Annotated in this window: 11 protein-coding genes; all 11 read right to left on the bottom strand. The window is 60.6% G+C overall.

Going from position 1 to position 13,984, the window contains the following annotated elements; all coding sequences use genetic code 11:
• Positions 1 to 12 precede the first annotated feature (12 nt).
• On the bottom strand, positions 13 to 837 hold the full coding sequence (locus tag FQ192_RS04355; RefSeq protein ID WP_149657508.1) for an SDR family oxidoreductase: 825 nt from the start codon (positions 835 to 837) through the stop codon (positions 13 to 15).
• Positions 838 to 868: 31 nt separating this feature from the next.
• Positions 869 to 1,333 carry a multidrug transporter gene (locus FQ192_RS04350; protein WP_149657507.1) on the bottom strand — a complete coding sequence of 155 codons (465 nt, stop codon included), beginning with the start codon at positions 1,331 to 1,333 and terminating at the stop codon, positions 869 to 871.
• A 251-nt stretch (positions 1,334 to 1,584) separates the two neighbouring features.
• Positions 1,585 to 3,036 carry a mannose-1-phosphate guanylyltransferase/mannose-6-phosphate isomerase gene (locus FQ192_RS04345; RefSeq protein ID WP_123596984.1) on the bottom strand — a complete coding sequence of 484 codons (1,452 nt, stop codon included), beginning with the start codon at positions 3,034 to 3,036 and terminating at the stop codon, positions 1,585 to 1,587.
• Between the two features lie 190 nt (positions 3,037 to 3,226).
• On the bottom strand, positions 3,227 to 3,880 hold the full coding sequence (locus FQ192_RS04340; RefSeq protein ID WP_149657506.1) for an alginate O-acetyltransferase AlgF: 654 nt from the start codon (positions 3,878 to 3,880) through the stop codon (positions 3,227 to 3,229).
• Between the two features lie 17 nt (positions 3,881 to 3,897).
• On the bottom strand, positions 3,898 to 5,073 hold the full coding sequence (locus tag FQ192_RS04335) for an alginate O-acetyltransferase (RefSeq protein WP_149657505.1): 1,176 nt from the start codon (positions 5,071 to 5,073) through the stop codon (positions 3,898 to 3,900).
• Positions 5,074 to 5,084: 11 nt separating this feature from the next.
• Positions 5,085 to 6,650: an MBOAT family protein gene (locus FQ192_RS04330; protein ID WP_149657504.1), complete on the bottom strand. Its 1,566-nt coding sequence runs from the start codon at positions 6,648 to 6,650 to the stop codon at positions 5,085 to 5,087.
• A gap of 213 nt (positions 6,651 to 6,863) precedes the next feature.
• On the bottom strand, positions 6,864 to 7,997 hold the full coding sequence (locus FQ192_RS04320; RefSeq protein WP_149657503.1) for a mannuronate-specific alginate lyase: 1,134 nt from the start codon (positions 7,995 to 7,997) through the stop codon (positions 6,864 to 6,866).
• Positions 7,998 to 8,008: 11 nt separating this feature from the next.
• On the bottom strand, positions 8,009 to 9,469 hold the full coding sequence (locus FQ192_RS04315) for an alginate O-acetyltransferase (RefSeq protein WP_149657502.1): 1,461 nt from the start codon (positions 9,467 to 9,469) through the stop codon (positions 8,009 to 8,011).
• Positions 9,470 to 9,479: 10 nt separating this feature from the next.
• Entirely contained in the window at positions 9,480 to 11,066 is a 1,587-nt protein-coding gene (gene algG / locus FQ192_RS04310; RefSeq protein WP_149657501.1) for a mannuronan 5-epimerase AlgG, read from the bottom strand.
• A gap of 26 nt (positions 11,067 to 11,092) precedes the next feature.
• Positions 11,093 to 12,577, bottom strand: coding sequence for an alginate export family protein (locus FQ192_RS04305; protein WP_149657500.1), 1,485 nt, complete (start codon positions 12,575 to 12,577; stop codon positions 11,093 to 11,095).
• Entirely contained in the window at positions 12,574 to 13,980 is a 1,407-nt protein-coding gene (gene algK / locus FQ192_RS04300) for an alginate biosynthesis TPR repeat lipoprotein AlgK (protein WP_149657499.1), read from the bottom strand. The genes FQ192_RS04305 and algK overlap by 4 nt, the downstream gene beginning before the upstream one ends.
• Positions 13,981 to 13,984 lie beyond the last annotated feature (4 nt).

Below are 13,984 nucleotides of genomic sequence, written 5' to 3'. Positions count from 1 at the left end.
GGTGACGCGGTCTCAGAGCTGCCCCCGCAATCCAAACCGCTTCATCAGCCCCGACTCCAGCAACCCTTTGGGCAACAACCCCGCCAGCAACGGCAACGCCCGGCTGCCATTGCCGATGCGGATCAGCCGTGGCGGTTTTTCCTGCTGCACGGCCTTCAACAATACAGCGGCAAATTCACTGGCCGGGGTCGGGTTGTCCTGAGAGGCCTTGGCCCGCGCACGAATGCCTTCGCGCAGCGGCCACCACGGTGATTGTTCGGTGATCAGTTGTTCGGCTTCATGGCCGGCATTTTTGGCGAAGCTCGACGCAATGGCCCCGGGCTGGACTTCCATCACGCGGATGCCGAACGGCGCCAGTTCCATGCGCAACGCATCGCTCAAGGCATGCACCGCAGCTTTCGAGGCGCAGTAAGCACCGGCGAACGGCGTGACCAACACACCGGACACGCTGCCGATATTCACCACCAAACCCTTGGCCCGGCGCAGCACCGGGAACAGCGCGCGGGTGACGCCGACCACGGCAAACACGTTGGTTTCGAACTGGCGCTGCATCGCCGGCACGCCACCATCGAGCAGCGGCCCCATGGCGCCATAACCGGCGTTGTTGATCAGCACATCGAGGCCGCCATGTTGCTGGTTGATGCGCTCGCTCAATTGATCCAGCGCCGCGCCATCGTTGACGTCCAGTTGTACCGCCGTGAAACCGGCCGTCGCTAACGCCGCCACATCTTCAGTCTTGCGGGCGCTGGCCCAGACTTCGTAGCCAGCGTGCTTGAACACATCAGCCAGGGCGCGGCCAATGCCGCTGGAGCAACCGGTAATCAACGCAACGGGCATGGCGCGGTCCTTGTGCAAAAAGAAAGGGGGATCAGTCGGAGAAACTACCCTGCAAATGCTCGGCGCGAAACTCCAGGGTTTGCGGGCGATAGCCGGGGCGCAGCGGTGGCAATGGCAAGCAATCGTCCCAGTTGGCACCGGCCTGCAATTCGCCGGGGCCGCGATAGCGCGGGGCGGCGTATTGGTTGTCGGCCAGGTTCACGGTGTCGCCCGGTGCGTAGGCGGCGATGCGCCAGCGCAGTTCGGTCAGCGGCACGTCGTTACCGTTGTTCATGGTCAGTTGCAGCGGGCGATCCGCCGGGCAGTGTTCGGGGGCGTAGGTGATGCGCAACTCAAGACGCGCCAGTTGCTTGACCTCGCGGTTGTCCATCCAAATCACCCAGGTGGCGACCAGGCCCAGGCCAACGGCGGCGGCCACCGAGACGGGAAACGCCTTGGCGGGGTAGCGCAGCAACAGGATAAGCCAGGTGATGACCAGCAGGACGCCAATGAACATGTCGCACAACCTCGGGGAAAGAGAAGGTCATCCTACCTAAGCGCAGGTGCGGTTGGCGATGGGCGTGATCGTTCCCACGCGCAGCAAAGGAATGCAGCCCGGGACGCTCCGCGTCCCATTGGAACGCGGAGCGTCCCTTGAGGCATTCCCACGCAGAGCGTAGGAACGATCAAAAAAAAGCCCCCGACCAACCCACTGCGGATAGGGAAAACGCAGTGGGCTCGACGAGGGCTTTTTATTTCGCTAAACGCTTACTGCGCGATGGTTTTCACCGACACGCCGCGTTCAATCGGGGTGGAGCGACCGTAGATATCTTCGAAGCGCTCAATATCGTCTTCACCCAGGTAGCTGCCCGATTGCACTTCGATGATCTCGAGTGGAATCTTGCCCGGGTTGCGCAAACGGTGGACCGAGGCGATCGGGATGTAGGTCGACTGGTTTTCGCAGAGCAGGAACACGTTCTCGTCGCAGGTCACTTCGGCAGTGCCGCTGACCACGATCCAGTGTTCGGCGCGGTGGTGGTGCATTTGCAGCGACAGGCACGCGCCCGGTTTCACCGAGATGTGCTTGACCTGGAAGCGGCCACCCATGTCCACCGAGTCGTAGGAACCCCACGGACGATAGACCTCGCAATGGTTCTGGGTTTCGCTGCGGCCCTGTTCGTTGAGGGTGTTGACCATCTGTTTCACGCCTTGGACCGAGTCCTTGTGGGCGATCATCATGGCGTCCTTGGTTTCGACGACCACGATGTTTTCCAGGCCGATCACCGACACCAGTTTGCCGTTGCCGTGGATCATGCAGTTCTTGCTGTCCTGAATGACCACATCGCCTTTGGACACGTTGCCATTGGCGTCTTTTTCGTTCACTTCCCACAGCGACGCCCAGCAACCGACATCGCTCCAGCCGGCGGTCAACGGTACGACGCAGGCGCGCTGGGTTTTTTCCATCACGGCGTAGTCGATGGAGTTGTCCGGGCAGCAGGCGAAGGTGGCTTCGTCGAAGGTGATGGTGTCGTTGTCTTGCTCGCTGCGCTCAAGGGTCAGCAGGCAGGTGTCGTAGATGTCCGGGTCATGCTTTTTCAGCTCTTCGAGGAAGCGGCTGGCGCGGAACAGGAACATGCCGCTGTTCCAGAAATAACCGCCGGATTCGACGTATTCGGTGGCGCGCTTGACGTCCGGTTTCTCGACGAAATGCGAGACGCGGCTGACGCCTTCGGGCAATAGCGAATCGTTGGTGGATTTGATGTAGCCATAACCGGTTTCCGGTTTGGTCGCCGGTACGCCGAACAGCACCATTTCGCCGTTTTCCGCAGCGACGGTGGCCAGGGCCAGGGCGCGTTGCAGGGCTTTCTGGTCTTCCAGCACGTGGTCGGCCGGCAGCACCAGCATCAACTCGTCGCGACCTTCATTGACCAGCATCATCGCGGTCAGGGCCACGGCCGGCGCAGTGTTGCGACCGAACGGTTCCATCAGGATGCGCTGCACTTCAAGCTTACGGGTGCTCAGCTGCTCGTTGACGATGAAGCGGTGGTCCTTGTTGCAGACCACGATCGGGGAGTCCATGCCTTCGAACACCAGGCGTTCCAGGGTTTGCTGGAAAAGGGTGTGCTCGCCGGTCAAGGCCAGGAACTGTTTAGGAAACTGTTTACGCGAAAGCGGCCAAAGACGTGAGCCGCTACCACCTGACAAGATTACCGGAATCATGTTGTTACTCCTTAAAATCGATTTGGTTAGAGCTACGAACGTTCTGTCGTTTCACTCTTGTTCTTATTCCGTATCTCGATTGCCACCCGATCCCCTGTAGGCGCGTGGCTTGCCCGCGATGGCGGTCTCAAGGGCCTCATCGGGGGCAAGCCTTGCTCCTACACAGGAGCGCGGCAATCCAGAAAAATAGTTAGCGCGTCGAAACCGGGCGTTTTACCCACACTGGCGACAGGCTGCTGCCTTTACCGGTGACGTACAGCACAGCCGCTTCACCGCGTTCCAGGGCAACCGGTTTCACGTCGCCGACTTTGGTCGCGCCGTCGTACAGGGCCAGGCTGACTTTCACCGGGTTGATTTCACGCTCGCCACGGCCCTTGGCCGCGACCGACGGGATCACTTCGGTCTTGCCGTCAGCGGTTTTCAGGGTCAGGGCCTTGTCGCTCAGGTTCTGCACGCGGACCAGGGACTTCTGCTTGTTCTTGAACGGCGGCTCTTCGATCAGTTGCGGTGCGCCGCTGGCGTTGTTGACCAGGGTGTAATAGTGGTCACCGGCGAGTTTGACCGGCAGGGTCTGGCTGCCGACCTTGGCGCTGTAGTCGCCGCCCGGCATGAAGCTGAAGTCGCTGCTGGCCAGTGGCGCAACATCGCTCAGGTTGGTGGTGCCGACGGTGGCGCTGACTTCAGCATTACCGGCGTTGTAGACCCGCACGAAGGACGAGCCTTTCGGTGCGGTCGGGCCATAGAGTGCGGCGTCGCCAGCGAAGGCGGACATCGACAGGACGCTCATGCCAGCAACAAGAGCAAAAGTCTTCGCGAGACGGCGAGGAGTTGTAGTGAAAGTCATGGTAGTACCTCTCTCTTTCAGTTTTGCGCCCGGTCGGGCGTCTCGGATTTGGTGTTTGCGGCTACGTTTTGTTGGCGCACGCCAGCTTCTTTGAGCTCTGCGACCCACTGCGGGTCGGCGTCACCGATTTCGTTGTTCACAGGCAGATAACGTTCAGGAAACTCCCAGATCAGCACCTGTGGCGGGCTGTTCTTGAAAGCATCGCTTTTGAGGTAGCTGAGCATCGGCAGAATCGGGCCGTGGCCGTCTTCGGCGTAATTGACTACGTCGCTTTTCAGCGCTTGCTTCAGCGCGCCGACGAAGTTCCAGTTCGGGTTGGCGCTGTAGCTGGTGCCGATCAGGGCCACCGGCACTTCGTTGTTGGCGAACAAAGCGTCGTCAGCGGCAGGCTGGTCGTCAGCCGCCACGGTGTTGCGTTTCTGCAGCGGCTCGGTGGCCGGCATCAGGTTTTCGAACAGCGGATCCAGCGGCAGGAACAGTCGCAGATCGCCTTTGTGGGTGACTTTTTCCGCCGGTGTCGTGACGAAGTTTTGCGGTTCGCCGCTGAGCGGGGTTTTCGCGGCAATGGTCTTGGCCAGGGTTTCGGCGGCGATTTGCGCGCCTTCCGGGGTCCAGTGGGTGTCGGTGCGCAGGAACACTTGCTCACCCGCAAGCTTGGCCTGATTGAACGGGCCGAGCAGGTCGGGAGCGAGGATCTTGTCGGCCGCCACACGAGCGTGGAAGTCCTGGTAGAGATTGGCGTGGATGCTGGCCGGTTTCACTTCACCCAGGTGTTCCGGGTACAGGCGAACCTTGGCCGGCACGATCGCCATCACCAGCTTCACGCCTTTGGCTTTCAACTGTTGGCGCACGCCTTCGACCAGCGCGTAGTTGCCTTGCAGGTTCAGCTCTTCGTTGACGATCGGGTTGAATTCTTCATCGCTGTACAACCATTGATCGCGACCGAGCACCACGCCCGGACGGCCTTCGTTGAACAGTTTGAAATCCAGCGCGGCCCAGAGGTTGGTTCCCAGGCGCTTGATCGGGAACTCGGCGTCGTAGTGCGTCTCCACGGCTTTGGTCCAGCGGCCGTTGAGCACCGTGGTTTCGGCACTGGTGCTGAAACCGAAGAAGCTGCGCGTGGACCACAGGCCCAGGACCAACAGGGTCACCAGGAACAGGGCGATGTAGAGGATGCGTAATGAGCGGGTCATGGTCAGATCCCTCAGAACTGGAAGTAAAGGAACGGCGAGAAGCTTTGCGCCGAGAGTTTGAAAATCGAGGCGATGAACAACACCAGCACCAGCGTGCGCATCACGTAACGCGACCAGTCCGCCGTCCAGTAAGCCGGTTGCACAGTGGCTTCAACGCCAACGGTGTAGCCCGGTTCGTGGATGCTGCCCGGGTTGTCGCCCGGTACGGCTTTGATCATTCCAGGGGTCGCGGTGGCCGGGCCATCGGCCTCGACGTTCACGACTGGCTTGGTTTTTTCTGGCGGCAGGTTGGTGTAGAAGTCACGAATGCCGAAGAACGCCAGGGTCATGTAAGCCACCACCAGGGTCGCAACTTGCAGGCCGGTGAGGCTGGCCTGGTTGAGTTCCGACAGCGACCATTCGCCGAAGCTGAACATCGCGCCGTACATGCGACCGGCCACGTGCAGGTTTTCCGAGCGGAAGATCACCCAGCCCATCACCACCAGCAGGAAGGTCAGCGCCCAGCGGATCGGGTTGATGCTGCGTGGCGAGGTGTTCAGGCCCAACGCTTTTTCAATCGCCAGCCACATGCCGTGCCACGCACCCCAGACGATGTAGGTGATGTTCGCGCCGTGCCACAGACCACCGAGCAGCATGGTCAGGAACAGGTTGCGATAGGTCATCAACGTGCCTTTGCGGTTACCGCCGAGGGTGATGTACAGGTAGTCACGCAGCCAGGTGGACAGGCTGATGTGCCAGCGACGCCAGAACTCGGTGATCGACTGGCTGATGTACGGCTGCTTGAAGTTTTCCATGAAACGAAAACCCATCATCAAGCCCAGGCCGATGGCCATGTCGCTGTAGCCGGAGAAGTCGAAATACAGTTGCGCGGTGTAGGCCAGGGCGCCGAGCCAGGCATCGCCGGTTGTTGGCGCTTGCAAGGCGAAGCAATGGTCAGCCACCACTGCGAGGGTGTCGGCGATGAAGACCTTCTTGATGAAACCCTGCATGAACCGCGTGGCACCTTCGGAGAACTTGTCGAGGGTGTGGGTGCGGTTGTTGAACTGGTCGGCGAGGTCGCGGAAACGCAACACCGGGCCGGCAATCAAGTGCGGGAAGATCGCGACGAATGCAGCGAAGTCGATCAGGTTGCGGGTCGCCGGGGTGTCACCACGGTAGACGTCGATGATGTAGCTGATGGACTCGAAGATGTAGAACGAGATCCCGATCGGCAACAGCACGTGGGTCAGGATGAACGGTGACAGACCGACCGACGTCATCATCGCGTTGATGCTGTCGACGCCGAAGTTGGCGTACTTGAAGTAGCCCAGAATGCACAGGTCGACGGCCACGCCCAGGAGCAACCAGCGTTGGGCTGGTTTGGTCCGAACGCCTGCCGCACCGACTTTGAGGCCGATCCAGTAGTTCCACAGCGTGACAGCGGCGAACAGCGCAAGGAAGTCCACGCGCCACCAGGCATAGAACACGTAACTGGCGATCAGCAGCAGCAGGTTGCGATAGCGAATCCCGCTCAAGTAATACATGCCGAGAAAGATCGGCAAGAACAAAAACAGGAACACATTGGACGAAAATACCATCCCGATCTCTCCATGTTTAACCAACAGTCAAGGGCCGCAGCCCCCCCCAAACCCCCCACCGAAAAACGGGGGAATAACACTCAACTCAAATCTTGCGCTGACCCTGTAGGAGCGAGGCTTGCCCGCGAAGGCGGTGTGTCAGTCGACATCATTGGTGAATGTCAGACCGAATTCGCGGGCAAGCCTCGCTCCTACAGGGTTTTGCGTTTGGCTCTAGGAGCCTTTGTTGCCTTTTTCATTCGCCGGGTCGTAGACCTTGGTCAAGTCACCACCGAGGCGGAAGGTCTTGAACGGCTGCATCTCGTGCTTCTTCTCAAGCACATCCGGCGAGCAGGTGTAGAGCGAGCAGAACGGTTCGAGCCAGGCGAATTTCGAATCGACCTTGAGGTCGGTCATGTCCTGTTCCTTGCCGTTCTTCTTCTCGAACTCTTCCGGATCTTTCACCCCGGACAGCACGCGATCACCCAGGCGTTTCAGCGCGCCGTTGTTTTCCTGACGCAAATCCACACCGTTGACCAGGGCGAAACTGGCGATCATCGACAGTGGCGGCAGGGCGTAGTTGTGATAGGACAGGGCGCGTTGCTGGCGCTTGAGTTCGTTCGGCAGGAAGCCCTCGGCGTCAATCTGATTGGCGCCGACTTTGTATTCCTTCACCGACCAATCAAACAGGTCGCGACGGTTGGTGGCGATGGACGTTGCCATCACCGACCAGGCGGACCAGTACGAGTGGTTGTTGGTTTTATCGAGCGGCAGGTTGTCCCAATCGCTGACCACCTGGTCGGCCATTTTGCTGAACCAGGCTTCGATCAACTGCGACTCTTGCTGGTGGTTGGCCAACGGATGCGAGTCGGAGAACTTCAGGCGAATGTACGACGACGCCATGCTGCCCAAGGCCCATTTGCGCATCGACTTGCCGGTGTGGTTGAAGTCCTTGGACATCAACGCATCGGCCTTGGCCCACGCGGTCAGCCAGTTGAGCGTGCATTCGAGTTGTTCCGGGCGACCGTCACGCATGTACTGCATTACGCGCTTGCTGGTGCCGCGTTCCAGTTTGGTGATGTCGGCGGTGGTGTCGCGGAAGGCTTTTTCCGACGCCACGTTCAGGGTCGAACGGGCCTTGTCGGAGCCTTCGTATTTGCTGCGAAATTGCAGAGCGCCGGTGTAGGGCGCCGGCATCGCGTCACAGCCTTCGCTCTTGTCGCCGGTCTTCACTTTTTCAATCGGCGCGAAGTAGCCCTGGGGCGGACGCAATGGCGCGGCGGCCTGGGTGGCGCCGGCGAACATCGCCAACGTCAGCAGGGAGGGCGCGAGTAATCTTTTCAAAGTTCGGGTTTGCATGCAGGTCATAAGAGGGAGCCTCATTGTCCGGCCTGAGCGGTACGTTGCTCAGCACCAGAGAACACGTTGCGTTTGCAGATTTTCGCTTCGACTTTTTGTGGCGCGGCACCTGCTTCAGGGCCCTGGACTTCGACGGCCAGCAGATTCTGCGTGGCCCAGTCTTCGTCCGTGCGCAACTCAAAGGCGAAACGCCCGTCAGTGTCGGAGGTTTCCGGTTTTTCGATCTTGATGTCCTCGTGGCGACCGTTCATGTACCAGAGGGTGGCTTGCAGGACTTTCACCGACGCATCGGCGAACTGGATGTCGACCTGGTGACTGCCGTTTTGCAGGTTCAGGTTTTTGCTGTTGACCATTAATTCGTTTTTGCCCGGTTTCAATGTGGCGCTACCGGACATCTGTGCTTCCTTACCTTCGCAACCGTTGTCCAACAACGCCATCATCTGGCGGTAGATGGTTTCCTGGTCGAGGCGATAGAGCGGCGAGAATTCCCAGATGAGGATTTTCGGCGGCTTCTTCTGGAACTCGTCGCTGCCCAGGTACTGCAGCATCGAACCTTCCAGGCCACCGCCAGGGAATGCCACGTTGAGGATGTCGGCGCCGATGGCCTCTTCGAGGAAACCGGCGAAGTTGTAGTTCTTGCCACTGTGGCTGGTGCCGACCAGGGTGATCTCCGGATTGCCGGAGTCACTGAACAGATCGCCATCGGCCGCTTCGCCTTTTGGCTCCGTGGTGAACTGATCCATGTACTGGATCGCGTAGCTCGTGCCACAGAGTTGACCGGCCATGTTGTGTAATGTTCCGGTCTTGCCCATGCGACCCGACTTATGGCTCTCGAATTCGCGTTTCGGCACGTCGGCGAAGGCCGGCATTTGCTTGATCTGCTCACCAACGATTTTCGCCGTGCGCTGGGCGCCATACGGCGTCCAGTGTTGGTCGCCGCGGAAGTAGAAGTCGTGGGCGGGCAGGGTGTCGGGCAGCGACTCGTTGGTCAGCGGCGACAGGTCCGGCACGGTGTAGCCCATGGCGGCGAAACGGCCGAGCATGGTCTTGTAATTGCGCAGGGCCTTGTCGAAATCGTACTTGGCCTTGTCTTCCGGGTTGAGCTTGTTGCGGTTCACCAGGCCTCGGGTCGGCTGGTAGACGACCACCAGTTCCACGCCTTTGCTCTTGAACGCATCGTGCAGTTCTTTCATGCGTTTGTAGCCGGCCGGCGAGGTGTCGAACTCGGTGCGCAAGTCTTCTTGCGTACGGAACAACCAGTCGCCCTGGGCCTGCACCAGCGTGGTGAAGTTCTGCTGATACCGGGTGGTGTAATTCTTCGCGTCGTGGGCTTCCGGGCACAGGTTGCAGCACGGGTCGGCGGTGAACTTCGGCGCGGTTGCGCTAGCGGCGGCATCGTCGGCACTGGCCCCGACGCTGGCCGCGAGAATGCCGGCGGTCAGGGCCGACAGGCTGAGTAATTTGATCAAGTGTGGGTGCATAAAATTATCCTCAGTCCTGCATTTCGGTCTGGCGTTCGACAGGGTCGATCAGCACGGCTTTCTGCTGGCGCACCAGCAGGTCGAGAATTTCATCCTGGCGCTCGCCAAGAATCCCGTTGAAGCTGATGCCACTGGATTTGGTCGGCGCGAGCATGGACACGCGGTACAACTCGACGCTCAGCGGCGAGTCAATGGCCAGCGGCCCGCTGCCATTGCCGGCCAGTTCACCGCCGACCACGATCAGCGACACCTGGGCGTCGAACGGGTCGAGCTTGATGTCTCGGTCGGTGTCGCTCAGGTCCTTGATGTGGCCGTAAACGCCGGTCAGGCCGTTGGCCATGGCGAGGTTTTCGTAGAGGCGAATGTTCACGCTGTTACGAATCCGGATGCCGTGGCGCTTGTTGCCCATCACCTTGTTGCCGTAGATCAGGTTGTCGGCACTCTCGTAGAGGGTGATGCCGTCGGTGTGGTTCTTGTAGATCTCGTTGTAGGCGATCAGGTTGTTCACGCTGTTACGGTCGATGACCAGCCCCGAGAGGTGGTTGTCGTAGCTGCGGTTGTTGAAGATGAAGCTGTCGTTGACCTCACGGGAAATGATGATCCCGTGCTTCTTCTTGGTCCCGTAGACGGTGTTGTCGGCGATGATCAGGCCATGCGACCGGTCATGCGGGTCAATGCCGTAGACGATGTTGTCTTTGTAGGTGTTGCCCTTGACCACGAAGTCGCGGGTTTCGTAGCAGTAGAAGCCGTACCACATGTCCGAGAACTCGGAGCCGACGATCCAGCCGGTCGGTTCAGGGCGCTTGAGTACCTTGGCCATGTTCGGCGTGTACTGGGAAATACTCACGCCGTAGGACTTACTGTTGGCGTAGCCGAAACTGGCGATCTTGCTGTTCGCGATGTAGGTTTCGGTGCCGCCCCAGGACAGCAGGAACGGACGGAATTCCTTCGGCGTCTTGAACAGCGCCGGGCCGTTGTTCTTCTCGCTCCACCCAGTGATCTTGGTGTCACGCACGAACAACTGGCCGTCGTTGACCAGGAACGAACCGGCTTCTTGGGACAGGCGCAGTTCCTGGGTCTGTTTGTCGATTTCGAGGATGCCCTTGCGACCGACCACGATCGGCAACTTCGCCAGGTACACGCCCGGCGAGGTTTCGCTGATGTACTTGGGTTCTTTCTTCGCCAGGTCCTTGAGGTTCATGTAGCCGTCGTCGACGAAGATCGCCTGCGGGATGCCGTGCTGACGCACCACCCACTCGGCCATCTTGTTGTCGCCGCCGATGAAGTCCTTCAAGGCGTCTTCCTGCATCATCCGGCGCACGCTGGCCTTGCCCGGTTTGCTGCGCACGATTTTCGCCGCGATGGCTTCGGCGGTGTAGCCGGAAGTGTCTGGCAGCGTGGGCTTGGCCAGCTCCAGCGGCTCGGTCGGTGCGCTGCTGACGGTGTAGGTCTTGGCTTGTTGCAGCCCCTTGGCCAGGGTGATCGGCTGGCCTTTTTGCGCAGGCGCCGTCGGCTCTGCACTGGCGAAGGCGACCGAGCTGGCCAGCAGCATCGCGCCGGCCAGCAAAGAGATCGAACCTCTCTTCGGATAGGTCATGTCGGGCACTCCTTTCGCGGCTCGCATCAGAAGCGCCAGATCACGTCGATGAACGCGCGGTGCATGTACGAATCGACTTCTTTGCCGTAGGCATCGCCGGGCTTGAACACTCCGCCACGGAAACGCACCAGGGCTGAAGGCTCATCGATCGACTGGCTCAAAGCGGCAGGCAACAGCCCTTGCTTGAAGTACTTGGTGACCACCAGGTCCATTTCCTGACCGAGGTCTTTGTTGCCATCTTGCAGCGGCAGGGACGTGCTGGAGAGGATCGCGCCGGTGGCGTCGTCGGTGTTGTTCTCGACGGCGTTGATCCCGTTGCTGCCCACCGGCTTGCTGCCGTCCACGCGCCAGAACTTGTGGTACACGAGGCTGGCGTCGTATTCGTCGTTGAGCATCCACGAACCGAACAGGGTCGCGGTTTGCATGTTGTTCATTTCGCCACGGAAGGCTTCGCCGAAACGGTGCACCCGCGAGCGAGTACCGGTGTAGTTCGAGCGGTTGCTTTCCAGGCCGTTCTGTTGGTAATCGGCGCTGGCGCGGGCATAGGCTGCACCGACTTGCCATTGCGGATCGAGGCGCAGACGCAAGCCGACATCGGTGGCCCAGCCGTTGAGGTCTTCACCGGTCTTGGCTTCGGTCGGGCGAGTGCCGTCGGCATTCAGTGCGTTGACCGTGTCGGTGTCGCCGCTCATACCGGTGATGCTGCCCCAGTAGTTGACGGTGTTGGTGTTGCGCCAGTTGTAGGCGTCGCTGTCGGCGGTGAGGCCGAGCCAGCTGATGTCACCGTTCTGTTTCTTGTCCAGCGAGTCGCCGGCCACACCCGGTTCCGGGTAGTCGAGCTTGCCGTCATCGTGGGTGTGATGACCACGGATGCCGACCCAGTTGCCCGGGGTCCACTGGTACGCGGCATCGGCGTAGGCGTGCAGGCGATCCTTGTCTTTTGGCGCCAGCTCTTTCAAGTCGGTGCGGTATTCGCTGAAGCGTTCGGCGACACCGGCGTTGGCGCGCAACAAGGTGGTGTCGAAGGTCCAGTTCAGGGCTTCGATGTTGGTGTCGCGGAACTGGCCGTCGTCATTGCGCAGGCGCTGGCGACCGAGCTTGAGCATCTCGCCCGGGTAAGGCGTGAGGCCGCTGTAGCCGACCCAGAATTCGCGCATGGCCAAGTAGTTTTTCTTCGACTTGCGATCACCGTTGTCGGTGGCTTGGGTGGTGTCGTCGGCTTGTTGCAGGGTGTCGGTTTCGATGATGTCGGTGGACGTCACCGCCTGACCCATCGCATAGGCGCTCCACGCGCCACGTTCGCCGTAGACCCATGGTCGCAGGTCGAGGCCCAGGCCGTTGACGTCGCCGCCCTTGGCGGTGCCGAGGTCGGCGTCGTCTTCGGACTGGCCGGTGATTTTCACTTCCAGACCGTAGTTCTTCGCATCGGTCATCGCGGCCAGGGTCGGGCACGACCACAGCAGGGCGAAGGTCAGGCCAATACCGGCCTGCACAAAGGGATTCAATTTCATAATTTTTCCTCGCCGTCTTCTTCTTGCAGGGCTTGCAGATCCAGCTTGTTCTGGCTCGAGGCGCCACGAACGGCCTGTTCTTGTTTCAACAGGCGTTGGGCCTCGGCGAGCTGGGCAGGCGGCAGTTGGGCTTCGAGTGTTGTCGCAAGCTCAGTGGCTTGCGGGGTGTCCTGAGCCTTGGCCAGCTGGCTGAAGACGTAAGCGTTGACCGGGTTGGGCTTGGTGCCCTTGCCTTGGGAAAACAGTTGGGCGATGGCGAAGTCGGCACTGTTCTGGCCGTTGCGCGCAGCGGTCAGCAGGTGATCCAGAGCCTTCTGGGAATAGACCTTGCCCAGGTAACCACGGCGGTAGATCTGGCCGAGGTAGTAATCGGCGGCCACTTCACGGCCCACGGCTTTCTGGAAGTGTTCTTCGGCGACCTTGGCGTCGGCCGGCACCCATTTGCCTTCGTAGTAGAGCTTGCCCAGCAGCAGTTCGGCGCGGGGTTGGTCCGCGGCGCGACCGTTGTCCAGGTACTGCATCATTTTGTCGACGTCACCCAGTTCCGGGAAGTCGTAGAGCAGTTGCGCCAGGCTGACCCAGGAAGCGGGGTAGCCAGGGGCGATGTCTTCGAGCAGCGACTGCGCGGTTTTCTCGTCGGTCTTGCCCAGAGTTGCATCGCCCAGGACGCGAGCGACGCTGTCGACGCGTTGAGCGCTGACGGTGCCGCGAGTGTGAGCGGCTTGCATCTGTTTGATCAGCTCGGCGGTTTGCTCTGGCTTGGCTTGTTTCTGGTAAACCGTGGCCAGTTCGACGTAGCAGATGTCGGTGGTGTTCAGCGCCGCCTTGCAGATGCTTTCCACTTCGTCCAGGTGCTGGTCGTAAGTGCCCTGGGTGCGATAGAGCAGCACTTGGGCCAGGCCCGCTTCCGGCTTGCCTTCAGCGCGCCACTTGCTGATCTGCTGCTGGGCGTTGACGTTCGGGAAACTGTGCGGGTATTGCAGGTACAGCATGGCCAGCGGGATCAGGGTGTTGCCTTCGCCATTGGCCCCGGCTTTTTTCAACAGGCCTTCGGCTTCGTGCTGTTCGGCTTCGGTGGAACCGGGCTTGGCCACCAGCAGGCGACCGAGGCGAGCCTGGGCTCGCGGCGAGACGTCCACCGCGGCGCGGTAAGTCGCCTCGGCCTGTTTCATCTGCGCCGGGTCACGGCTGTCGACCTGGATATCGGCGAGGCCAACCTGTGCTTCGCTGTAGCCCAGGTCTGCCAGTTGCTGGTAGTTCTGCTGAGCCAGCGCGGTGTCGCCGCGCTTGAGCGCTTCGTTCGCCAGGCGTTGGTCGGGCAGGCCGGCGCAACCGGCCAGGGCAATTGCCATGGCCAGGGTCAGCGGGACCGGCAGGATTCTGAGTGGGCTCGTCACAGGCATGTCC

Source organism: Pseudomonas sp. ANT_J12, assembly GCF_008370045.1.
Lineage (GTDB): Bacteria > Pseudomonadota > Gammaproteobacteria > Pseudomonadales > Pseudomonadaceae > Aquipseudomonas.
The sequence above is the reverse complement of the archived record's forward strand: the minus strand, read 5'-3'. Positions and strand labels throughout refer to the sequence as shown.